Genomic DNA, 23,418 nt, shown 5'->3' with positions numbered 1-23,418 from the left:
GGCCTCGGGGCGGAACGGCGAGAGGCCCGCGGCGGCCGGGGCGAACCGGCGGCGACGCGGACCTCTCGACGGACAGCGGTGCGGTGGCGCGGGGTCAGCCGCCCAGCCGCTTCAGCGCGTTCTGGAGATTGGTGAGGTCGTTGCGCTGGGTGTTCTTCATGGTCTGCGCGGTCCTGACCACGTCGGTCTCGTCGCTGACCTCGAGGATCCCGTCGATCATGTGGATGCCGCCCAGGTGGTGCTTGATCATCAGTTGCAGGAAGAGGACGTCCAGCTCCCGGCCCTCCGCCGCGTGCAGCTTCGCCATCTCCTCGGGAGTGGCCATGCCCGGCATCAACCCGTTCCTGACCAGGCCCGCGCCGTCGGACATCCAGGACATCGACGGCTCGCTGCCCGCCGGGTCGAGCCCCCACGAACGCAGCCACGTGTGCATGGTGCCGATCTCGCCCTGCTGGGCGGTGGCGATGTCGCCGCCGATGCTGCGGACCTCCGGGTCGCTGCCCTTGTCGAAGGCGACCAGACCCATCTCCACCGCCTGCGCGTGGTGGGTCAGCATGTCCCGGGCGAAGCCCGCCTCGGGCGAGGCGTCGCCCGGCCGGGTGAGCCGGGGCGTCAGCATGCCGCCCGCGTACCCGAGGAGCAGCCCGACCACGACGGCCAGGGCCAGCGCGGCCGTGCCCCAGCGGGCCGGCGACCGCCGCTCCTCCGGAGCCGGGCTGGCCGGCTCGCTGGTCTCGGTCATGGTCGGGATGCTCATCGCTCTCCTCAGCCCTGCGGCATCTGCTGGGCGTCGTCACGCGGCGTGGTGCCGGTGGCGGTGATGCCCTGGCTGCACAGCGCGGTCGGGCCCTCCACCGAGGCGTTGACCTTCAGCGTCTTGATGAACTCGTCGATCCGGCCGTCGTCGGCGTTGTCGACCTTGAGCTGGTAGCCCCACGCCTGGAGCGAGATCGGCTTGTCCAGCCCCTCGAACGGGCTGAGCATCAGCTTCTCCTTGCCCCGCACCTTGTCGGCGAGCTTCGTCACCTGGTCGGCGGGCAGGTCGGGGCGGTAGGTGATCCACACCGTGCCGTGCTCCAGGCTGTGCACCGCGTGCTCGTTGGCGATCTGGGCCGGGTAGACGTCGCCCATGCAGTTCTGCCAGGCGGCGTTGTGCGGGCCGGCCACGGGCGGCAGCACCGTGTAGGTGATGGGCCCCGTCTTGTGGTTGCCGCCGGCCACGAGGTCCTTGTCCTTCTCGCGGTAGTTGACGATGCCGTCGATCGCGTCCGCCCGGTCCTCCCAGGGCTTGGCGCCCTGGAACGTCGCCCAGGCGCCGTAGCCGATGATCGCCACGGCCAGCACACCCACGGCGACGAAGAGCGCGATCGGGCCCCAGGAGCGGCCCTGGCTCACCTTCACCGGGGCGATGGGCTTGCGGCCCTTGCCTCCCGCGCCGGGGCGGGTGCCGGTCGGCTTGCCGGACCCGGTCTTGGCGCCGGAGCCGGTCTTCGCGCCGCCGGACCCGGTCTTGGCGCCGGCGGCCGGCCGGCCCGCTGCCGGCTTCTTGCCGGTGCTGACCACGTTCGGGCGCCGCTCGGGGCCGCCACCCGGTGTGCTGATGCTCATCGTGCCTCGTCAGGTCGGTCGGTCAGGGGATCCGGCGGGCCGGTCTCACACACTGGGTCGCCGCCGCGGGTGCCGAGTCTACCCCCGATAACATGGATCGGTGACTCCCGCAGAACTCGCCGAGGTCGTCCTCTCCGCAGCCCACGCCGTCTTCACCGAGCGTGGCCTCGACCGCTCCGCCCTGCCGGAGCGGACGGCGGTCGAGCGACCCCGCAGCCCCGAGCACGGCGACTACGCCTCCACGCTGGCCCTCCAGCTCAGCAAGAAGGTGGGCGTCCCGCCGCGCGAGCTGGCCACGGCCCTCGCCGAGCAACTCGGCCGGGCCCCGGGGGTCAAGTCGGTGGAGATCGCCGGCCCGGGCTTCCTCAACATCCGGCTCGACGCGGCCGCCGCCGGGCAGCTCGCCCGGGTGATCGTCGAGGCGGGCGAGGCGTACGGGCGCAGCGACCGGCTCGCCGGGCAGAAGATGAACCTGGAGTTCGTCTCGGCGAACCCGACCGGCCCGGTGCACATCGGCGGCGTCCGCTGGGCGGCCGTCGGCGACGCGCTGAGCCGGCTCCTGCGCGCCACCGGCGCCGAGGTCGGCACGGAGTACTACTTCAACGACGCGGGCTCCCAGATCGACCGGTTCGCCCGGTCGCTGCTCGCCGCCGCGAAGGGCGAGCCCGCCCCCGAGGACGGGTACGCCGGGGCCTACATCACCGAGATCGCCGAGGCCGTCCGGGGTGTCCGCCCCGACGTGCTGGAGCTGGACGACGCCGCCGCCCAGGAGGTCTTCCGGGTCGAGGGCGTGCAGCTCATGTTCGCCGAGATCAAGTCCTCGCTGCGCGGCTTCGGGGTCGAGTTCGACACCTACTTCAACGAGAAGGACCTGCACGACCGGGGCGAGCTGGACCTGGCCCTCGATCGGCTGCGCGAGCAGGGCCGGGTGTTCGAGTCCGACGGGGCGACCTGGCTGCGCACCACCGACTTCGGCGACGACAAGGACCGGGTGCTGCGCAAGTCCAACGGCGAGTGGACCTACTTCGCCGCCGACTGCGCCTACTACCTGGACAAGCGGGAGCGCGGCTTCGAGCGGGTCGTGATCATGCTGGGCGCCGACCACCACGGCTACATCGGCCGGATGAAGGCGATGGCCGCCTGCTTCGGCGACGACCCGGAGCGCAGCCTGGAGATCCTGATCGGCCAGATGGTCAACCTGGTCCGCGACGGCGCACCGGTCCGGATGAGCAAGCGGGCCGGCACGGTGGTGACCCTGGAGGACCTGGTCGACGCCATCGGCGTGGACGCCTCCCGGTACGCGCTGGCCCGCTACTCCAGCGACTCCCCGATCGACATCGACGTCGAGCTGTGGACCCGGGCCACCCGCGACAACCCGGTCTACTACGTGCAGTACGTGGCGGCCCGGACCGCCAGCGTGGGCCGCAACGCGGCCGAGGTGGGGCTGACCCGGGGCGACGCCGAGGCGTTCCGGCCGGAGCTGCTCGGGCACGAGAAGGAGAACGAGCTGCTCAAGGCGCTCGCCGAGTTCCCCGCCGTGGTCGCCACGGCGGCGGAGCTGCGCGGCCCGCACCGGGTGGCCCGCTACCTGGAGGAGCTGTCCGGGGCCTACCACCGGTTCTACGACGAGTGCCGGATCCTGCCGCGCGGCGACGAGGAGACCACCGACCTGCACCGGGCCCGGCTCTGGCTCAACGACGCCACCCGCACCGTGATCGCCAACGGCCTGCGCCTGCTGGGCGTCTCGGCCCCGGAGAGGATGTGAGCGCCGTGCGAGCGCGAGGAGTGAGCTTGCGAGCCCCGCAGCCGCGAAGCGGGGACAGCTGAGATGCGTGCTCACGAGGCCGGTGCGCTGCACGGTGACATCGGCGTCCGGGGGCCGGCGTGGCTGCGCCCGCCGGCCGACGTCAACGCCCTGGTGCCGCAGCTGTGGCCGCGCAACGTCACGCGCGGCGGCGACGGCGTGCTCGCCGTGGCCGGCCTCGGCGTCCGCGACATCGCGGCCGAGTTCGGCACCCCGGTGTACGTCCTCGACGAGGACGACCTGCGGTCGCGCGCGCGGGACTTCCGCACCGTCTTCGACGGCGTCGACGTCTACTACGCCGGCAAGGCGTTCCTCTGCCGCGCCGTGGTCCGGATGATCGCCGAGGAGGGCCTGCACCTCGACGTGTGCACCGGGGGCGAGCTGGCCACCGCGCTGTCGGCCGGGATGCCGCCCGAGCGGATCGGCTTCCACGGCAACAACAAGTCGGTGACCGAGCTGAGCCGGGCGCTGGACGCCGGGGTCGGCCGGATCATCCTCGACTCGTTCGACGAGATCGGCCGGCTCACCGCGCTGGCTCGCGAGCGGGGCGTCCGCCCCCGGGTGATGATCCGGGTCACGGTCGGCGTCGAGGCGCACACCCACGAGTTCATCGCCACCGCGCACGAGGACCAGAAGTTCGGCTTCTCCCTCGCGGGCGGGGCGGCGGCCGAGGCGGCCTTCCGGGTGCTCGACGAGGGCGTGCTGGAGCTGCGTGGCCTGCACTCGCACATCGGTTCGCAGATCTTCGACGCCAGCGGCTTCGAGGTCTCCGCCCGCCGGGTGCTCGGCCTCCAGGCGCAGATCCGCGACGCGCGCGGGGTGGAGCTGCCCGAGCTTGACCTCGGCGGCGGCTTCGGCATCGCGTACACGACCCAGGACGACCCGGCCGCCCCGCAGGACCTGGCGAAGCGGCTGCGCCGGATCGTCGAGGCCGAGTGCGCCGCCGAGCGGCTGGCGGTGCCGCACCTGTCCATCGAGCCGGGCCGGGCGATCGTCGGGCCGGCCGTGTTCACCCTCTACGAGGTCGGCACGGTCAAGGACGTCGACGGGATCCGGACGTACGTGAGCGTCGACGGCGGGATGAGCGACAACATCCGTACCGCGCTCTACGACGCCTCCTACTCCGCGACGCTGGCGTCCCGGGCGTCGGCCGCCGAGCCGCTGCTCGCCCGCGTGGTGGGAAAGCACTGTGAGTCCGGGGACATCGTGGTGAAGGATGAATTCCTGCCCGCCGACGTGCAGCCCGGAGATCTTGTCGCGGTGCCGGGCACCGGCGCCTACTGCCGGAGCATGGCCAGCAACTACAACCACGTGCCCCGCCCCCCGGTGGTCGCGGTGCGGGACGGCCAGGCGCGCCTGATCGTCCGGCGGGAGACCGAAGAGGACCTGCTGGCATTGGATGTGGGATGACGTCACCTGTGCGCCTGGCACTGCTCGGCTGCGGCACGGTCGGTAGCGAGGTGGTCCGGCTGCTGCACGAGCAGGCGGCCGACCTCGCCGCCCGGATCGGCGCCCCGCTGGAGATCGCCGGCATCGCCGTACGCCGTCTCGGCCGCGACCGGGGCGACCTGCCCGTCGACCCGACCCTGTTCACCACCGACGCGCTCGGCCTGATCAAGCGCGACGACGTGGACGTGGTCGTCGAGGTGGTCGGCGGCATCGAGCCGGCGCGGGGCTGGCTGGTGGAGGCGCTGCGGGCCGGCAAGAGCGTGGTCACGGCCAACAAGGCGCTGCTCGCCGAGGACGGCGCCGCCCTGCACGACGCGGCGGCCGAGGGCGGCGGCGACCTCTACTACGAGGCGTCCGTGGCGGGGGCGATCCCGCTGCTGCGTCCGCTGCGCGAGTCGCTGCACGGCGACCGGATCAACCGGGTCACCGGCATCGTCAACGGCACCACCAACTTCATCCTCTCCGCCATGGACGCCACCGGCGCCGGCTTCGCGGAGGCGCTGGAGGAGGCCACCGAGCTGGGCTACGCCGAGGCCGACCCCACCGCCGACGTGGAGGGCTTCGACGCGGCGGCCAAGGCGGCCATCCTCGCCTCGCTGGCGTTCCACACCCGGGTCGGCGCGGCCGACGTGCACCGGGAGGGCATCACCGAGGTCACCGCCGCCGACGTGGCCAGCGCCAAGGCGATGGGGTGCACCATCAAGCTGCTCTGCATCGCCGCCCGGGGCGCCGACGCCGCCGGCCGGGAGACGGTCAGCGTGCGGGTGCACCCGGCGATGATCCCGCTGGGCCACCCGCTGGCCAGCGTCGGCGACGCGTTCAACGCGGTCTTCGTCGAGGCCCAGGCGGCCGGGCCGCTGATGTTCTACGGTCGGGGCGCGGGCGGCGCGCCCACCGCCAGCGCGGTGCTGGGCGACGTGGTGGCGGTCTCCCGCAACCGGCTCGCCGGCGTGCGGTCGGCCAGCGAGAGCGCGTACGCCGACCTGCCGGTGCGGCCGATGGGGGAGGCGCTGACCCGCTACCACATCAGCCTCGACGTGGCCGACCGGCCGGGTGTGCTGGCGGCGGTGGCCGGGGTGTTCGCCCGGCACGACGTGTCGATCGCCACCGTGCGGCAGGGCCCGGCGGGCGGCGGCGCGGCGGGCCGCGGCGAGGACGCCGACCTGGTCATCGTCACCCACGTGGCGCCGGACGCGGCGCTCGCCGCCACCGTGCGGGAGCTGCGTGGGCTGGACATCGTCCGCTCGGTGGCGAGCGTGCTGCGGGTCGAGGGCGGGCTCTGAGCGGTCCGCTCGCGGGAGCGGGTCGGCCCTCGACCGCCGGCGTCGGGCGCCGGGCGGTGCCGGGGCCGCTGCGCGGCACGCGCCGGGCGGTGCCGGGGCCGTGGTGCGGCCCCGGCGGGGCGGACGCCTCCGCGTCTCGCCTGATGGTTAACTGCGGGTGCGCCGGCGGGCACGCGGCGAGACTGGTCCAGGCTGGAGGCGTACCCGACTCGGCGGGGCGGTAGAGGCGAGGGAGAACGACATGTGGCGGGGTCTGATCGACGCGTACCGGGACCGGCTGCCGGTCACCGACGCCACCCCGGTCGTGACCCTGCACGAGGGGAACACCCCGCTGCTGCCCGCGCCGGTGCTCTCCGCCCGGCTCGGCTGCGACGTGTACCTGAAGGTGGAGGGCGCCAACCCGACCGGCTCGTTCAAGGACCGGGGCATGACGCTCGCGGTCTCCAAGGCGGTCGAGGCCGGCAACAAGGCGATCATCTGCGCCTCCACCGGCAACACCAGCGCCTCCGCGGCGGCGTACGCGGCCCGCGCCGGCCTGACCTGCGCGGTGCTCGTGCCGCAGGGCAAGATCGCGCTGGGCAAGCTGGCCCAGGCGCTCGTGCACGGGGCGAGGCTGCTCCAGGTCACCGGCAACTTCGACGACTGCCTGTCGCTGGCCGCCAAGCTCGCCCAGGACTACCCGGTCGCCCTGGTCAACTCGGTCAACATCGACCGGCTGCACGGTCAGAAGACGGCCGCGTTCGAGATCGTCGAGGCGTTGGGCGACGCCCCCGACATCCACTGCCTGCCGGTCGGCAACGCCGGCAACGTCTCCGCCTACTGGATGGGCTACTCGGAGGAGCAGCGGGACGGCAACGCCACCCGGGCCCCGAAGATGTACGGCTTCCAGGCGGCCGGCGCCGCCCCGATCGTCACCGGGCAGGTGGTCCGCGAGCCGTCCACGATCGCCACCGCCATCCGGATCGGCAACCCGGCGAGCTGGACGAGGGCGCTCGACGCCCGGGACTCCTCGGGCGGGCTGATCGCCGCCGTCACCGACCGGGAGATCCTGGCCGCGTACCGGCTGCTGGCCCGCGAGGTCGGGGTCTTCGTCGAGCTGGGCAGCGCGGCCAGCGTGGCCGGGCTGCTCCAGCAGGCCGCCGCCGGTCGGGTCCCGGCCGGCTCGACGGTGGTCTGCACGGTCACCGGCCACGGCCTGAAGGACCCGGAGTGGGCCATCTCCACCGCGCCCGTGCCCACCACCATCGCCAACGACCCCCTGGCCGCCGCCCGCTGCCTCGACCTCGCCTGAGCCGCCAACGGATCGGCGCTGGCCGAGGTCGACGGGAGGAAACCGGCGCGGCGTAGGCGAGTCCTGTGCATCGGACTGGGGCGGGGCCGACCGGGGCCGGTCCGGCCGGGTGGGGGAGAATCCGTACCCCCGCCAATCGCCTTTTCCAGGAGTGAGTCACGCCGATGTCGCTGCTCGCCAGATTCAGCCTCGCCAACCGAGGGCTGATCGCCCTCATCGCGGTGGTGACCACGCTGTTCGGGGCGTTCGCCGTACCGTCACTGAAGCAGCAGCTCCTGCCGTCGCTGGAGTTCCCGGCGGCCTTCATCGTGGCGGTCTACCCCGGCGCCGGGCCCGAGGTCGTCGAGTCGCAGGTCACCGAGCCGATCGAGAACGCCCTCCAGGGCATCCCGGGGCTGGACCAGGTCACCTCGACCTCCCGCGAGGGCTCCACGACCGTCCAGGTCCAGTACGAGTTCGGCACCGACCTGGACGACGTGGTCAACAAGATGCAGACCGCGCTCAACCGGATCGACGCCCAGCTGCCCGAGGGGGTCGACCCGCAGGTCATCGCCGGCAGCACCGACGACCTGCCCGCGGTGGTGCTCGCCGCCTCCGGCGGCGACGACCAGCGCGTCCTCGCGGAGAAGCTGCGCGCCACGGTGGTGCCCGAGCTGGAGGCGATCGAGGGGGTGCGGACGGTCGACCTGACCGGCGCCCGCGACGACGTCGTCGTGGTCACCCCGGACCCGGCCAAGCTGGCGGCGGCGAAGCTCCAACCGACCGCGCTCGGCGCGGCGTTGAAGACCAACGGCGTGACGGTGCCGGCCGGTGCCGTGACCGACGGCACCCGCGCGCTCCCGGTGCAGGTCGGTACCCGGCTCGCCACGCTGGACGACCTGCGGGGCGTCGTGGTCGCGCCGGCGACGGGCCGGGCGGCCCCGGTCCGCCTCGGCGACGTGGCCACCGTCGAGCAGCAGCTCGCCCCGGCCACCGCGATCACCCGCACCAACGGCAAGGACAGCCTGGGCATCGCGGTCACCGCCTCCCCGGACGGCAACGCGGTGGAGATCTCCCACGAGATCCGGGACCGGCTCGCCGAGCTGCGGGAGGCGTCCGGCGCCGAGCTGACCGTCGTCTTCGACCAGGCGCCCTTCGTCGAGAAGTCGATCGAGAGCCTGACCACCGAGGGCCTGCTGGGCCTGGTGATGGCCGTCGTGGTCATCCTGGTCTTCCTGCTGTCGGTCCGCTCCACCGTGGTCACCGCGGTCTCCATCCCGCTCTCGGTGGTGGTCGCCCTGATCGCCCTCTGGATCGGCGACTACTCGCTCAACCTGCTCACCCTCGGCGCGCTCACCATCGCGGTCGGCCGGGTGGTCGACGACTCGATCGTCGTGCTGGAGAACATCAAGAGACACCTGGAGTACGGCGAACCGAAGCGGCAGGCGATCCTCGCCGCCGTCCGCGAGGTGTCCGGCGCGGTGACCGCGTCCACCCTCACCACGGTCGCCGTCTTCGCGCCGATCGCGCTGGTGGGCGGCTTCGTCGGGCAGCTCTTCGCGCCGTTCGCGATCACCGTCACGGTGGCCCTGCTCGCCTCGCTGCTGGTCTCGCTGACCGTCATCCCGGTGCTCGCGTACTGGTTCCTGAAGCCTCCGAGTGGCACGGCGGACGACGCCGCGGTGCGCCGGGCCGCCGAGGAGAAGGAGCTGCGTAACCCGTTGCAGCGGGCGTACCTGCCGGTGATCGGGTTCGCCACCCGCAAGCGGGCCACCCGGTGGATCACGCTGGGGCTGGGCGTGCTCGTGCTGTTCGGCACCTTCGGCCTGTCCCGGCAACTGGAGACCAACTTCATCGACGACTCCGGCCAGGACACCCTGAGCATCACCCAGGAACTGCCGGCGGGCACCGGCCTGGTGGGCACCGACGCGGCGGCCAAGCAGATCGAGGCGGTGCTGGAGCGCACCGAGGACGTCGAGACGTACCAGGTCACGGCCGGCGGCGGGGACAACCCGTTCGGCGGCGGCGGCAACAACGTCGCCAACTGGTCGCTGGCGCTCGGCGACGGCACCGACGCCCAGCAGATGCGGGAGAAGCTGCGCCGGGAGTTCGACGCGCTGGGCCCGGCCGTCGGTGAGGTCAGCTTCGGCGCCGGTCAGGGCGGGGCGGCGGCCAACCAGATCGAGGTGGTCGTCCAGGGCGCCGACCCGGAGGCGCTGACCCGGGCCGCCGAGGAGGTCCGGTCGGCGATGGCCGGGCTGGCGGGCGTCGAGGACGTCTCCACCAGCCTCGCCACGCGGGTGCCGCGCGTCGACGTCACGGTCGACCGGGTCGCCGCCGGTCGGGTCGGGCTCACCGAGGCCGCCGTCGGCCAGGTGGTGGCCCAGGCCTTCCGGGGCTCGCCCCTGGGGCAGGTCACGCTCGACGACGGGCAGCGGGACGTGGTGCTGCGGTTCGCGGGCAAGCCGCCGACCACGGTGGAGGAGCTGCGCGCAATGCCGGTCGGGCCGGTGAAGCTCGACGACATCGCCGACGTCACCCAGACCGAGGGCCCGCAGCAGGTGAGCCGGATCGACGGCGAGCGCAGCGTCTCCGTCACCGGTACGGCCACCGGCTCGAACCTCGGCGCCATCACGCAGGAGCTGCAGAAGAAGCTGGACGGGATCGACGTGCCGGGGGCGACCTTCGCCATCGGCGGCGTCAGCGCCGACCAGGAGGAGGCCTTCGCCGACCTGGGCCTGGCCGTGCTCGCCGCCATCGCGCTCGTCTTCCTGATCATGGTGGCGACGTTCCGGAGCCTGGTCCAGGCGCTGATCCTGCTGATCTCCATCCCGTTCGCGGCGACCGGCGCGATCGGCCTGCTGCTCGCCACCGGTACCCCGCTGGGCGTGCCGGCGCTGATCGGCGTGCTCATGCTGGTCGGCATCGTGGTGACAAACGCGATCGTGCTGCTGGACCTGGTCAACCAGTACCGGGCGCAGGGCATGGGGGTCCAGGAGGCGGTGGTCGAGGGCGGCCGGCGCCGGCTGCGACCGATCCTGATGACCGCGGTCGCCACCATCTTCGCGCTGCTGCCGATGGCGCTCGGCCTCACGGGGGAGGGTGGCTTCATCTCCAAGCCGCTGGCGATCGTGGTGATCGGCGGGTTGCTCAGCTCGACGCTGCTCACCCTGATCCTGGTGCCGACGCTCTACGCCATGGCGGAGAACACCAAGGAGTCGTTCCGTTCCCGGCGGGCCCGCCGCTCCGGCGGGATGGCCCCGGCCACCGGCACGGGCGACGGCGACCCGGCCGGCGACGACGGCGGGGCGCCCGCCGCCGAGCCGGTCCCGGTGCCCGCCACGGGTGTCCCGTCCACCGCCGGCGCGGAGGCCGCCGACGCCCCGGCGTCCCGGCCGAAGCCGTCGGGCGCGCTGGTGGACGGCACCGACCAGTTCGAGGTGCTGCGGCTGCCGAAGAGCCGCACGTCCCCGCTGCCGCCGACCGAGTAGCGGTAACTCTGCGAACGCCCCCGACGGGTCCCGCCCGCCGGGGGCGTTCGCGTTCGGTCAGGTACCCGCAGGACGCCCGGCCCACCGGCCGGGGCCCGGTAGGGTATCCGGACGTGCCGTCCACCGTCTCGGTCCTCACCCGCAACCGGAACTTCCGCAATCTCTTCCTCGCGGAGCTGGTGGTTTTCGGTGCCGACTGGTTCGTCATGGTGCCGCTGCTCGTGCTGCTGCCGGACCTGACCGGCAGCGGCGTGTGGGGCGCGCTGGTGCTCGCCGTCGACACCGGGATCGTGGCGTTGCTGCTGCCGTACACGGGCACGATCGCCGACCGGTTCGACCGGCGCAAGATCATGATCATCTCGAACGTGGCGGCCCTGCTCGGCGTGCTGCTGCTGCTCGGGGTGCGCAGCGCCGGGACCGCCTGGCTGGCGATGGCCGGGATCGGTGTGGTGGCGGTCGCCAAGGCGTTCTACTCCCCGGCGGCCCAGGCGGCCCTGCCCAACGTGCTCGACCCGGACGACCTGGCCGCCGGCAACGCCGTCGCGGGATCGGCCTGGGGCACCATGACCGTCGTCGGCGCCTCCCTGGGTGGCGTGCTCAGCGCCGCCGTCGGCCCGTACGCCTGCTTCTGGGTGGCGGCGGTGGGCCTGGTGGTCGCCGCGGGCCTGGCCACGCTGATCCGCCGGCCGTTGCAGGCGCCCCGCGACGCGGCCCTGCCGGCGCAGCGGACCTGGCCGGCGATCCGGGAGGCGCTGGGCTACATCGGACACCGGCCGAGGGTGCTGGCGCTGGTCACCGTGAAGTCGGCGGTCGGCCTCGGCAACGGCGTGCTGACGGTGTTTCCGCTGCTCGCGGCGGTGTATGGCGTGGGCCCCGTCGGCACCGGGCTGCTCTTCGCGGTCCGCGGGGCGGGGGCGCTGGTCGGGCCGATCCTGATGCGCCGGGTGCTGACCAACCGGGCCTGGCTGCTGCCCGGGCTGGCGCTGTCGATGTCCCTCTACGGCCTGGCCTACCTCGGCACCTCGGTCGCCAACTGGTTCCCGCTGGTGCTGGCCCTGGTCTTCGTCGCCCACTTCGCGGGCGGCAGCAACTGGGTGATGTCGAACTTCGCCCTCCAGGGCGAGGTGCCGGATCGGCTGCGGGGCCGGGTCTTCGCCACCGACATGATGCTGGCGACCCTCGCCGTCTCGGTCAGCCAGCTCGCCGTGGCCGCCGTGGTGGACACCGTGGACGAGCGGGTGGTGCTGGCCAGCTGCGGCCTGGTCACGGTGGTCTACGCGATCGGCTGGCGGATCGCCACCCGCCGGCTCTCGCTCACGGACCCGGCCGCGCAGCCGGCCCCGAGCGCCGCGCGCTGACCCGGCCGCGCAGCCTGCCCCGAGCGCCGCGCGCCCGCAAGGGCCCCCGCTGACCCGTTCGGCGGTCAGGGTCGGTCCGTGCCGGCGCCCGTCGGCGCGTCCGGCCGGGACCGGCCGCCCCACTGCGCCGGCACGTCGGCGTCGCCCGCCACGGTCCACCCCGGGCCGGTCGGCGGCACCGGTTGGGCGGCGGGCGCCGGCGCGATGGCCGGCACCGGGTCGCCGTCGGCGAGCGGTCGTCCGCCGAACGGACCGGCCTCCGCGCCGCCCGCCCGTCGCCCGACCAGCACCGCCGCGATCAGCAGACCCGTCCCGATCGCGTACGCCAGGGCCTGCACCCCGCCGTAGACCAGGGTCATCAGCCGGAAGTTCGAGTACCCCCAGTCGAAGCTGAACGCGCGGGGCAGCAGCAGGGACCAGGCCACGTTGAGCAGGGCGATGGCCAGCAGCACACCGAGCCCGGACAGCGCCAGCAGCCGGGGCTTGCGGGGCAGTCGCTGCCCGGCCGTCGCGGCCAGTACGAGGCCGGCCAGCAGCACCAGCACCGTGGGCGCCTCGAAGACGACCGCCGTCGCCATGTACCCGAGTTCGCGCATCCCTGCCTCCAGCCGCCGTCGGTCGGGCCAGGCTAACGGACCGGCGGTGCCACCACCGCCCGGTGACGAGGCCGTCCGGCCCGGTCCCATCCGGCGGGCGGACAACCGCCCCGTCGGTACGCGGCCCTACCATGAGCCCGTGCCGACGAACTTCATCTCCGGCCCGGTCCGGGTCCGGGTCCCCGCCACCAGCGCCAACCTGGGGCCGGGGTTCGACGCCCTGGGGCTCGCCCTGGCGCTGCACGACGACGTGGCCGCCGAGGTGACGGCGGGAGGCGTCACGGTGACCGTGGCCGGGCAGGGCGCCGGGGAGCTGCCGACCGACGACCGGCACCTGGTCGTCCGGGCCATGCGGGCGGCCTTCGACGGGCTCGGCGGGCAGCCGCCCGGGCTGGCCGTGGAGTGCGTGAACCGCATCCCGCAGGCCCGTGGGCTGGGGTCCTCGTCCGCGGCGATCGTCGCCGGCGTGCTGCTGGCCCGCGCGCTGGTCACCGACGGCGAGGCCCGGCTCGACGACGACGCCGCGCTGCGCCTCGCCGCCGAGATCGAGGGCCATCCGGACAACGTGGCGCCGTGCCTGCTCGGCGGCTTCACCCTGGCCTGGACGGAGCCCTCCGGTGCCCGGGCGGTGTCGCTGCCGGTCGCCGACGGCGTACGACCGACGGTCTTCGTGCCGGCGGAGCGCGGCCTGACGGCGACCGCGCGGGCCGCGCTGCCGGCCACCGTGCCCCACGGCGACGCGGCGCTGAACGCCGGCCGCGCCGCGCTGCTGGTGCACGCGCTGACCGCCGACCCGGGTCTGCTGCTGCCGGCCACGGTCGACCGGCTGCACCAGGACTACCGCGCCGACGGCATGCCGGGCAGTGCCGCCCTGGTGAAAGTGCTGCGTGAGGCCGGTGTGGCCGCCGTGATCAGTGGTGCGGGCCCGACCGTCCTGGCCCTGACCGCCCCGCCCGAGGGCTTCGACCCGGGAACAGGTTGGGAGGTCTGGCGGTTGGATCCAGACGGGCGCGGAGCACAGGTTGCCCGGGGTAGACTGGGACACGCAGAGCGGGACCCTGTTGCCGCAGGTCGGAAGAGTTGATTACGCTCTAGACTTAGCACAGCCGCGAAGCATGCGATCTCCCTGCGGGTCGGCGCACCCCCGAAGCTTTCGGCGGTCAGCCCGTCACCCCTGCCTAGGCCCACGCCGCACCGCAGTCTTCACAGGTCGCCGCAGACGGCGAGACCTGCTCACCGACGTTCGGTGAGTCGGGAAACCGACCGGCTGCTGTGCTACAGACTCCCGCGACGCGTCCTTGCGAGGCGGGTGCACCGAGGCCGCCCGGCCACCTTGCTTTTCGACTCCGGGCAGTCCCGGCCTATCGAGGGAAGGAATCCATTGAGCGACACCACCGACGTGACGTCGGATGTTTCCAACGTCGCTGGCGATGCCACCACCGCCGCCGCCCCCGCCCGTCGTCGGCGCAGCGGCACCGGCCTGTCGGCGATGCTGCTGCCGGAGCTGCAGAGCCTGGCCGCGTCGCTCGGCATCTCGGGCACGGCCCGGATGCGCAAGGGCGAGCTGATCAGCGCGATCTCCGAGCGGCAGGGCGGCGCCGCCGCCGGGACCCCTCGACCGCGGGCCGAGGCCGCTGCCGCTGCCGCTCCCGCCCGTGAAGAGGCCCATGCCGAGGTCCGCGAGACCACCGAGCGGCCGGCGGCCGGGCGGCGCACCGCGGCGCAGGCTCCGGCGGAGCCCGCGGCGGCCGAGACCGAGCCCCGTGGCCGGACCCGGCGCAGCCGGGCCGCCACCTCCGAGGCACGGGCCGCGGAGGCCCGTCCGGCGGAGGTTCGTCCGGCGGAGGCGGCCCGTCCAGCTGAGGCGGCCCGTCCGGCCGAGACCCGTCCGGCGGAGGCCGAGGCCGGCGAGCGTGCCGACCGTGGCCGTGAGCGCGGCGAGCGTGCCGAGCGGGGTGACCGTGCCGAGCGCGGTGACCGTGCCGAGCGCGGTGACCGTGCCGAGCGGGGCGAGCGTGCGGAGCGTGGCGAGCGTGCGGAGCGGGGTGACCGTGCCGAGCGTGGCGAGCGTGCGGAGCGGGGTGACCGTGCCGAGCGGGGCGAGCGTGCGGAGCGCGGTGACCGTGCCGAGCGGGGTGACCGTGCGGAGCGCGGTGACCGTGCCGAGCGGGGTGAGCGCAACGAGCGGGGTGACCGCGGCGAGCGTGCGGAGCGCGGCGACCGCAACGAGCGGGGCGAGCGTGCCGAGCGGGGCGACCGCGACCGCAACGAGCGCGGTGACCGGGGCCAGCGCGTCGAGCGTGACAACGACGACGACGACGAGAGCGGTGGCCGGCGTGGCCGGCGCAGCCGGTTCCGGGACCGCCGCCGTGGCCGCGGTGAGCGGCCCGAGGGCGGCGGCGACGGTGGACGCGAGGGCGGGCGCGAGCCGCAGGTCGGCGAGGACGACGTGCTCGTTCCGGTGGCCGGCATCATCGACGTGCTCGACAACTACGCGTTCGTGCGGACCACCGGCTACCTGGCCGGCCCGAACGACGTCTACGTCTCCATGTCGCAGATCAAGAAGTACGGCCTGCGGCGCGGCGACGCCATCACCGGTGCGGTGCGCGCCTCGCGCGACGGCGAGCAGCGGCGGGACAAGTACAACCCGCTGGTGCGGCTGGACACCATCAACGGGATGGAGCCGGACGAGGCGAGGCGCCGGCCGGAGTTCTACAAGCTCACCCCGCTCTACCCGCAGGAGCGCCTGCGGCTGGAGACCGAGCCGCACATCCTCACCACCCGGGTCATCGACCTGGTCATGCCGCTCGGCAAGGGCCAGCGCGCGCTGATCGTGTCGCCGCCGAAGGCGGGTAAGACGATGGTGCTCCAGGCCATCGCGAACGCGATCACGCACAACAACCCGGAGTGCCACCTGATGGTGGTGCTGGTGGACGAGCGGCCCGAAGAGGTCACCGACATGCAGCGGTCGGTGAAGGGTGAGGTCATCGCGGCGACGTTCGACCGTCCGCCGCAGGACCACACCACGGTGGCCGAGCTGGCGATCGAGCGGGCGAAGCGCCTGGTCGAGCTGGGCCACGACGTGGTCGTGCTGCTCGACTCGGTGACCCGCCTCGGTCGGTCGTACAACCTGGCGGCGCCGGCCAGCGGCCGGATCATGTCGGGTGGTATCGACTCCACCGCGCTCTACCCGCCGAAGCGCTTCCTGGGTGCGGCCCGCAACATCGAGAACGGCGGCTCGCTGACCATCCTCGCCACCGCGCTGGTGGAGACCGGGTCCATGGCGGACACGGTCATCTTCGAGGAGTTCAAGGGCACCGGCAACGCGGAGCTGAAGCTGGACCGGAAGATCGCCGACAAGCGCATCTTCCCGGCCATCGACATCCACCCGTCCGGTACGCGCAAGGAGGAGATCCTGCTCGCGCCGGAGGAGCTGGCCATCATCCACAAGCTCCGGAAGGTCCTGCACTCGCTGGACTCGCAGGCGGCGCTGGACCTGCTGCTGGACAAGCTCAAGCAGACCCGCACCAACATCGAGTTCCTGATGCAGATCGCCAAGTCGACGCCGGGGGAGTGACCCTTCCCGGGTGAGACAGCGAGAAGGGCACGGCCACGAGGCCGTGCCCTTCTCGCGTCCCTGTCTCCGGTTCCGTTCAGTGCTCCGGTGCCGCGTCCGCTCCGGTGCCGCGTCCGCGGACGGACCGGCCCGGAGCGATCTACCTTGCCGGCCCGGGTCGGTGACGATCGGTGACATTCGCCTAGAACGGGCTCCGACGTGACTCTTCGTGTCCGAATGCGGTCGCACGGAGAGCTTTCCTGCACGGCCGCCACCGCTGCGGCTTCCTGACCAGGCACTCTGTCCCGAGGCCCGATCCTGCCGCACCATCCCCCACGCCCCCTTTGCTCTGCATCCACATACGCAACGCTTACGCTCGGTGTCCGGTGCGGATATGGCTGCAGAGCAAAGGGGACGGAGCGAGGGTGGGCGGGGCTCAGGGCCAATCACTCTCCGTGGCTGAAGGCGGGTGACCGCGGTCGCGAGCGCCCGCTACCGTGCGGCGTGCGGGTGTGCGGGGCGTGCGGCGTGCGGGTGCGGCGTGCGGGTGCGGCGTGCGCGGCGGTGCGGCGCGCGGGTGTGGTGGTGCGGTCCGCCGTGCCGGAAGCGGCCCTGCCTGCGCGGCCCAGGAAGCGTGGCGCGGGTGCCGCCGTCTGCGGGGCGGTGCCGTAGCGGCGAGGACGGCAGCCGGAAGGGTGGAGTTTTCCTTCGCTTTGGCCGGCAGCTATTGAAACTTCTATTCACCGTCCGGTTGACTGTCGCCCATGCGTACCCGCAGACGATCCGCCCGGCTCGCAGGCGTCCTGCTGCTGACGCCGCTGCTCACCCTGGCCGGCACCGTGCCGGCGAACGCCGGTGCGCCGGCTCCGGCCACCGACCCGTCCCTCACCGCGGCCGAGGACGCACCGCGTGCCTCCTCGTACTCCACGGGCTCCGTGACGCTCGCCAGCGACCCGGCCGCGAGCATGTCGGCCGCCGCGGCCCCGACCGGCGTGGAGCCGGCCGGCGGGCTGGAGACCGCGAAGACCACCCGCCCGGTCGCCCCGGGCCTCAAACTGACCTCCTTCGACCGGTACGACGCCGACGGCTGGCTGCGCGCGGACGCGCTGACCGCCGACCTCACCGGCGGCCTGACCGTGGACTACGTCAACTCCGGCGCGGTCAGCCGGGCCGAGCCGCTGCGCGGCGCCGTCGACGCGGCCCGTGCGGTCGCCGCCGTCAACGGTGACTTCTTCGACATCAACAACTCCGGTGCCGCCCAGGGCGTCGGCGTCCGCGACGGCCAGCTGGTCCAGTCCGCGGTCAACGGGCACCGCAACGCCGTCGCGATCACCACCGAAGGGCTCGGCCGGGTCATCGAGGTGAACTTCGACGGCACCGCGACCCTGCCCACCGGTCCGGTGACGCTGACCCAGTTCAACAACATGATCCAGGCGAACGGGATCGGCGTCTTCACCGCGCTCTGGGGGTCGTACACCCGGCAACGCGCGGTCGAGGGCGCCGCCCGCGTCACGGAGGTCACGGTGATCGACGGCCGCGTCGCCACCGTCGGCGGCACGGCCGGAAGCGGGGCGGTCCCGGCCGGCACCACCGTGCTGCTCGGCCGTGACGCCGGTGCGGACGCCCTCGCCGGGCTGCGCCCCGGCGACCCGGTGACCGTCGCCTACCAGCCCAAGCCGGCGGACGGCAGCACCCTGCACGCGGCCGTCGGCGGCGGCAACGTGCTGGTCCGCGACGGAGTGGTGCAGAGCATCGCCGACGCGTCGCTGGCCCCGCGCACGTCCGTCGGCTTCTCCGCCGACGGTCGCCGCATGATCATGCTGACCGTGGACGGCCGGCAGGTCGACAGCCGCGGCGTCACCCAGACCGAGATGGGCCGCATGATGGCCGAACTCGGCGCGCACCACGCGCTCAACCTCGACGGCGGCGGCTCCTCGACGCTGCTCGCCCGGGAACCGGGTGCGGCGGCCGTGCAGGTGGAGAACAGCCCGTCCGACGGCAGCGAGCGCGCCGTGCCCAACGGCCTGGCCATCTACGCGCCCAAGGGCAGCGGCCGGCTCACCGGGTACTGGCTGGAGACCGCCAGCGACCCGACCACCGCCCCCGGCGTAGCGCCGGTGCGCGGCGGTCGGCCCGACCGTGTCTTCCCCGGCCTGACCAGGCAACTCACCGCCGCCGGCCACGACGAGACGTACGGCCCGGCGGCCGGCGCGCCGACGTGGCGGGCCAACCCGGCGGTGCACGGCGTCGTCGACGGCAAGGGCCGCTTCCGGGCCCTCCTGCCCGGCAGCACCACGGTCACCGCCTCGCGGGGCGGGGCCCGTGGCACCCTCGACCTGACCGTGCTCGGGCCGCTGGCCCGGATCGACTCCACGGTGGACCGGGTCGGCCTGACCGGCGCGCAGGGCAGCGCGCTGTTCGGCGTCGTCGGCTACGACGCCGAGGGCAACACCGCCCCCATCGAGCCGGCCGACCTGAAGCTCGACTACGACAAGGAACTGCTGAAGATCGCCCCGACCGCCGACGGCAACCTCGCCGTCACCGCCCTGCGGGACACCGGCTCGGCGCTCGTCACCGTCCACGTCGGCCGGAGCAGCACCGTCCTACCGGTCACCGTCGGGCTCACCGACGTGCCGGTCGCCGGCTTCGACGACGCGGCGGCCTGGAAGTTCAGCCAGGCCCGGGCCAGCGGCGCGGTCGCGCCCGCGCCGGGCCGCACCGGCACGGGCCTGAAGATGACGTACGACTTCAGCCAGTCCACCGGCACCCGGGCCGCGTACGCGGACCCGCCGGCCTGGATCGAGGTCGCCGGCCAGCCGCAGGCGTTCGGCATGTGGATCCACGGCAACGGCACGGGGGAGTGGCCCAGCCTGCACCTGCACGACGCGCAGGACACCCAGCACGTGCTGCGCGGCCCGCTGATCACCTGGACGGGCTGGAAGTACGTCGAGTTCGCCGTGCCCGCCGGGGTGCAGTACCCGGTGCGGGTCCGCCGGTTCTACGTGGCGGAGACCAACGCCGCCGCGCAGTACCGCAGCGAGGTGGTCATCGACGACCTGGTGGCGAAGGTGCCGCCGACGGTCGACGCGCCGGCCGAGAAGCCGCGTACCGACCGGGTGGTGCTGCGTGACGGCACGGTGGACGGGGCGCCCTGGCGCTTCGCCGTCATGTCCGACGCGCAGTTCGTCGCGGCGAACCCGGACAGCGACCTGGTCGCCCAGGCCCGCCGTACGCTCCGCGAGGTCAAGGCCGCGAAGCCGGACTTCCTGGTGATCAACGGTGACTTCGTGGACACCGCCTACCCGGCGGACTTCGCGCTGGCCAAGCGGCTGCTGGACGAGGAACTCGGCGGGGAACTGCCGTACTACTACGTGCCCGGCAACCACGAGATCATGGGCGCCCCGATCGCCAACTTCCGGGCCGCCTTCGGCGACACCGAGCGGACCTTCGACCACAAGGGCACCCGGTTCGTCACCCTGAACTCGTCGACCGGCTCGCTGCGCGGCGGCGGCTTCGACCAGGTGCGGATGCTGCGCGAGGCGCTCGACTCGGCGGCCGGTGACCCGGCCGTCGGGTCGGTGGTCGTGCTGCACCACCACCCGCCGCGCGACCCGAGCCCGGCCAAGGCCAGCCAGCTCGGCGACCGGAAGGAGGCGGCGCTGCTGGAGCAGTGGCTGGCCGACTTCCAGCACCGCACCGGCAAGGGCGCGGCCTTCGTCGGCGGGCACGTCGGCACCTTCCACGCCGACCGGGTCGACGGGGTGCCGTACCTGATCAACGGCAACTCGGGCAAGAACCCCTCCACCCCGGCCGACCAGGGCGGCTTCACCGGGTGGACGGAGTTCGGGGTGGACCCGGTGAGCCCGGCCGAAGCCGACCGGGCCCGGCGCAACCCGCTCGTCGAGGGCCCGCGCTGGGTCGCCGCCGAGTTCCACGCGCACGCCGACGCGCTCGCGTTGGCCGCCCCGGCCAGCGTCGCGGTCGGCGCCCCGGCGACGGTCACCGCCACGGTGACCCAGCCCGGCGGGCGTACGGTGCCGGTGGCGGCGCCGGTGAGCGCGGACTGGTCCGCCTCGCCGAACGTGCACGTCGGCTCGATCCTCGGGCTGAAGCCCTGGCACGTGGCCCGCCTCGACCCGGCCACCGGCAAGCTCACCGCCCTGCGCCCCGGCGCGCAGGTCAAGCTGGTCGTCGACGTCAACGGCGCACGCGCCGAGGCGACCGTCACCCTGACGGCCGCCGCCGTGGCCCCCGCCGCCTAGCGGTAGGTGAGAAAGGGCCCCTTCCCCGACGCTCGGCGCGTGGGGGGAGGGGCCCTTTCCGACGCCTGTGTGAGACCGCACCGGTGCTCCGAGGCCCGCGCCGGTGACCGGTGCGGGCCTCAGAAGTCGCCCTCGGCGACCTGGAAAACGGTGAGGCCGAGGGTGCGCCACATCCGCACCACCTGCTGGCGGTCGTCGAAGACGCCGACCACCCGGTAGCGGTCGGCGATCTCGCGCTCGTAGATCTCCCGCTTGACCACGGAGTCCTTCCGGCTGTCGCCGACGGCACGCAGGTGCAGCCCGAGGTAGGGGACCCGGACGTGCCGGGCCAGCCACGCCTCCGTGGCGGTGCGGGCGGTGGCGTCCCGGCCCGAGCAGAACACCACCCCGTACCCGGCGGCGTGCATCGCCCGGACCGCCGCGATCACGGCCGGGTTGGGCTCGTCCTCGGCGACGCGGGTCATGTCGTACGGGCTGCGCGAGACGTTCAGCGCGACCGTGCCGTCGATGTCGACCAGGACAATCTCCGGCGGCTCGGTCGACGGGGCGTGCACCGTGGCGGGCCGCCCCGTCCGGGCCTGCGGCACGGGCAGCGGCAGCGTACGACCCTCCAGGTAGCGCTCGTGCAGCCGGCGGATCCACGCCTCGCCGACCCGGTCGGCCTCGGGGCGGGCGGCGTCGCGGCGCAGGCACTCCGCGAGCGGCACGTCGGTGAAGTCGTGCACCTCGAACTCGGCGCCGTGCCGGGCGGCCAGGTCGGCCCAGTCGCGCAGGGTCCGCGACCGCAGGTTGGTGTCGTCGACGCAGACGTCGGCGCGGGCCCGCAGCAGCGCCTCGACCTGCGCCCGCTGCACGACGGTGACCTGCCACTCCGCCCACTGGGTGAACAGCCGCTCGCCGTGCAGCATCCGGCGCAGGTCGTCCCGGTTGACCCGGACCACGGACGGCTGGAGCGTCCGGGCGAACGTGGTCTTGCCGGAGGCGGGCAGTCCCCGGGTGGCGATCAGGCGGGCCATCAGGTCCTCCGTGTCGTACGTCGTCGGGCGGTCCCGCCGCCCCCGGCGCGTGCCCCGGGCGGGGCACGACGCCGACGGCGGCGTGCCGGGATGAATGCCCGGCCAGGCGTCGGGAATGCGGGAGGTGGGGCGTGCGTTGTCGATGCCGGACCAGCCGTGCGGCCCGATTGCCGGGTCGGCGTACGCCCATGGCACACTGGTCAATCGGCCACCGGTTCCGGTTCACGCCCGAGCCCGTCGCGCGCCGCGACGGACACCGACGGCGACCCGGCGACCATCCACGAGAGGACCGAGGCGAGATGAAGTCCAACATCCACCCGGAGTACGTGACCACCGAGGTCAGCTGCTCCTGCGGCAACACGTTCACCACCCGCAGCACCGCCAAGGGCGGCTCGATCCACGTCGAGACCTGCAGCGCCTGCCACCCGTTCTACACCGGCAAGCAGCGCGTCCTGGACACCGCGGGCCGGGTGGCCAAGTTCCAGCAGAAGTACGCCAAGGTTCAGGCCAAGAAGGCCAAGTAGCTCCTCGTTCGGCGCCCGCGCCCGGTTTCGTGCCGGACGCGGGCGCCGTCCGTATTCCCCCTGGTCCCGTCCTCGTCGTCGAAGGAGCCTCCCCCGCATGAGCAGCGAGCGTCTGGCCGCCCTCCTCGACGAGTACGCCGAGCTGGAGAAGCGGCTGGCGGACCCGGCCATCCACGCCGACCAGGGCACCGCCCGCCGGGTCGGCCGTCGGTACGCCGAACTGGTCCCGCTGCACAAGGCGGCCGGGGAGCTGGAGCAGGCCCGCGCCGACCTCGCCGCCGCACGGGAGCTGGTCGCCGAGGACGCGTCCTTCGCCGCCGAGGCCGAGTCGATCGCGGAGAGCCTGCCGGCGCTGGAGCAGCGGCTGGCGGAGTTGCTGATCCCGCGCGACCCGCACGACGCCAAGGACGTGATCGTCGAGATCAAGGCGGGCGAGGGCGGCGAGGAGTCCGCGCTCTTCGCCGGCGACCTGCTGCGGATGTACACCCGCTACGCCGAGCGGCGCGGCTGGCTCACCGAGGTGCTCGACGCGCAGGACTCGGACCTGGGCGGGGTGAAGGACGTCTCGCTGGCGATCAAGACCAAGGGCGTGCCCGAGGGCGGCAACGGCGTCTGGTCCCGGCTCAAGTGGGAGGGCGGCGTGCACCGGGTGCAGCGCGTACCGGTCACCGAGTCGCAGGGCCGCATCCACACGAGCGCCGCCGGGGTGCTGGTGCTGCCGGAGGCCGAGGACGTCGACGTCACCATCGACCCGAACGACCTGCGGATCGACGTGTTCCGCTCGTCGGGGCCCGGCGGCCAGTCGGTGAACACCACCGACTCGGCGGTGCGGATCACGCACGTGCCGACCGGCATCGTGGTCTCCTGCCAGAACGAGAAGTCCCAGTTGCAGAACCGGGAGCAGGCGATGCGGATCCTGCGCGCCCGGCTGCTGGCGGCGGCCCAGGAGCAGGCCGACGCGGCCGCCTCGGACGCCCGCAAGGCGCAGGTGCGCACCGTGGACCGCTCCGAGCGGATCCGCACCTACAACTTCCCGCAGAACCGGATCACCGACCACCGGATCGGCTACACCGCGTACAACCTGGACCTGGCGCTCGCCGGCGACCTGGACGGGGTCCTCGACGCCCTCGTCGAGGCCGACCGCGCCGCCCGCCTCGCCGGTGACACCGAGCTGACCCGCCGCTGACGTCGCGGCCCGGCG

Annotated in this window: 15 protein-coding genes; 11 read left to right on the top strand and 4 right to left on the bottom strand. The window is 73.7% G+C overall.

The annotated features are described in order from the left end of the window. Positions 1-94: 94 nt before the first annotated feature. A complete protein-coding gene (locus DER29_RS22170; protein ID WP_121399615.1) occupies positions 95-757 on the bottom strand; it encodes a DUF305 domain-containing protein in 663 nt (220 codons plus the stop codon). Positions 758-765: 8 nt separating this feature from the next. Then, positions 766-1,608 carry a DUF3105 domain-containing protein gene (locus DER29_RS22165; RefSeq protein WP_121399614.1) on the bottom strand — a complete coding sequence of 281 codons (843 nt, stop codon included), beginning with the start codon at positions 1,606-1,608 and terminating at the stop codon, positions 766-768. A 100-nt stretch (positions 1,609-1,708) separates the two neighbouring features. On the opposite strand from DER29_RS22165, the gene argS reads away from it, so the two are divergent. The 6 genes from argS to DER29_RS22135 all read left to right on the top strand — a co-directional run bounded on the left by argS (position 1,709) and on the right by DER29_RS22135 (position 12,263). Beyond that, positions 1,709-3,373: an arginine--tRNA ligase gene (argS, locus tag DER29_RS22160; protein WP_121399613.1), complete on the top strand. Its 1,665-nt coding sequence runs from the start codon at positions 1,709-1,711 to the stop codon at positions 3,371-3,373. Positions 3,374-3,436: 63 nt separating this feature from the next. Beyond that, complete coding sequence (gene lysA / locus DER29_RS22155; protein ID WP_121399612.1) at positions 3,437-4,822, top strand: diaminopimelate decarboxylase; 1,386 nt, start codon at positions 3,437-3,439, stop codon at positions 4,820-4,822. Positions 4,823-4,830: 8 nt separating this feature from the next. After that, positions 4,831-6,144, top strand: a complete 1,314-nt coding sequence (locus DER29_RS22150; protein WP_199729532.1) for a homoserine dehydrogenase — start codon at positions 4,831-4,833, stop codon at positions 6,142-6,144. 241 nt (positions 6,145-6,385) lie between these two features. Beyond that, complete coding sequence (gene thrC, locus DER29_RS22145; RefSeq protein ID WP_121399610.1) at positions 6,386-7,435, top strand: threonine synthase; 1,050 nt, start codon at positions 6,386-6,388, stop codon at positions 7,433-7,435. Between the two features lie 164 nt (positions 7,436-7,599). Then, positions 7,600-10,905, top strand: a complete 3,306-nt coding sequence (locus DER29_RS22140) for an efflux RND transporter permease subunit (protein ID WP_121399609.1) — start codon at positions 7,600-7,602, stop codon at positions 10,903-10,905. A gap of 113 nt (positions 10,906-11,018) precedes the next feature. After that, the gene (locus DER29_RS22135; protein ID WP_121399608.1) at positions 11,019-12,263 is read left to right on the top strand and encodes an MFS transporter; all 1,245 of its coding nucleotides are present in this window, start codon (positions 11,019-11,021) and stop codon (positions 12,261-12,263) included. A gap of 65 nt (positions 12,264-12,328) precedes the next feature. Here DER29_RS22135 and DER29_RS22130 read toward each other — a convergent pair whose 3' ends face one another. Beyond that, positions 12,329-12,859 carry a hypothetical protein gene (locus DER29_RS22130; protein WP_121399607.1) on the bottom strand — a complete coding sequence of 177 codons (531 nt, stop codon included), beginning with the start codon at positions 12,857-12,859 and terminating at the stop codon, positions 12,329-12,331. A 139-nt stretch (positions 12,860-12,998) separates the two neighbouring features. Between DER29_RS22130 and thrB the strand changes: the two genes are divergently transcribed. The 3 genes from thrB to DER29_RS22115 all read left to right on the top strand — a co-directional run bounded on the left by thrB (position 12,999) and on the right by DER29_RS22115 (position 20,677). Continuing rightward, the gene (gene thrB / locus DER29_RS22125) at positions 12,999-13,943 is read left to right on the top strand and encodes a homoserine kinase (RefSeq protein WP_121399606.1); all 945 of its coding nucleotides are present in this window, start codon (positions 12,999-13,001) and stop codon (positions 13,941-13,943) included. Positions 13,944-14,240: 297 nt separating this feature from the next. Further along, positions 14,241-16,436 carry a transcription termination factor Rho gene (gene rho / locus DER29_RS22120; protein ID WP_121399605.1) on the top strand — a complete coding sequence of 732 codons (2,196 nt, stop codon included), beginning with the start codon at positions 14,241-14,243 and terminating at the stop codon, positions 16,434-16,436. 743 nt (positions 16,437-17,179) lie between these two features. Then, positions 17,180-20,677, top strand: coding sequence for a phosphodiester glycosidase family protein (locus DER29_RS22115; protein ID WP_121399604.1), 3,498 nt, complete (start codon positions 17,180-17,182; stop codon positions 20,675-20,677). A gap of 119 nt (positions 20,678-20,796) precedes the next feature. On the opposite strand, the gene DER29_RS22110 is transcribed toward DER29_RS22115, so the two are convergent. Beyond that, positions 20,797-21,888 (bottom strand): AAA family ATPase, encoded by a 1,092-nt coding sequence (locus DER29_RS22110; protein WP_233600138.1) that lies wholly within the window; start codon positions 21,886-21,888, stop codon positions 20,797-20,799. A gap of 104 nt (positions 21,889-21,992) precedes the next feature. Here DER29_RS22110 and rpmE point away from each other — a divergent pair, with 104 nt between their 5' ends. Then, the gene (gene rpmE, locus DER29_RS22105) at positions 21,993-22,217 is read left to right on the top strand and encodes a 50S ribosomal protein L31 (protein WP_088998650.1); all 225 of its coding nucleotides are present in this window, start codon (positions 21,993-21,995) and stop codon (positions 22,215-22,217) included. A 97-nt stretch (positions 22,218-22,314) separates the two neighbouring features. Continuing rightward, the gene (gene prfA, locus DER29_RS22100; protein ID WP_121399602.1) at positions 22,315-23,403 is read left to right on the top strand and encodes a peptide chain release factor 1; all 1,089 of its coding nucleotides are present in this window, start codon (positions 22,315-22,317) and stop codon (positions 23,401-23,403) included. Positions 23,404-23,418: the final 15 nt, after the last annotated feature.

The sequence above is a fragment of the Micromonospora sp. M71_S20 genome, assembly GCF_003664255.1.
Classification (GTDB): Bacteria; Actinomycetota; Actinomycetes; order Mycobacteriales; family Micromonosporaceae; genus Micromonospora.
The sequence above is the reverse complement of the archived record's forward strand: the minus strand, read 5'-3'. Positions and strand labels throughout refer to the sequence as shown.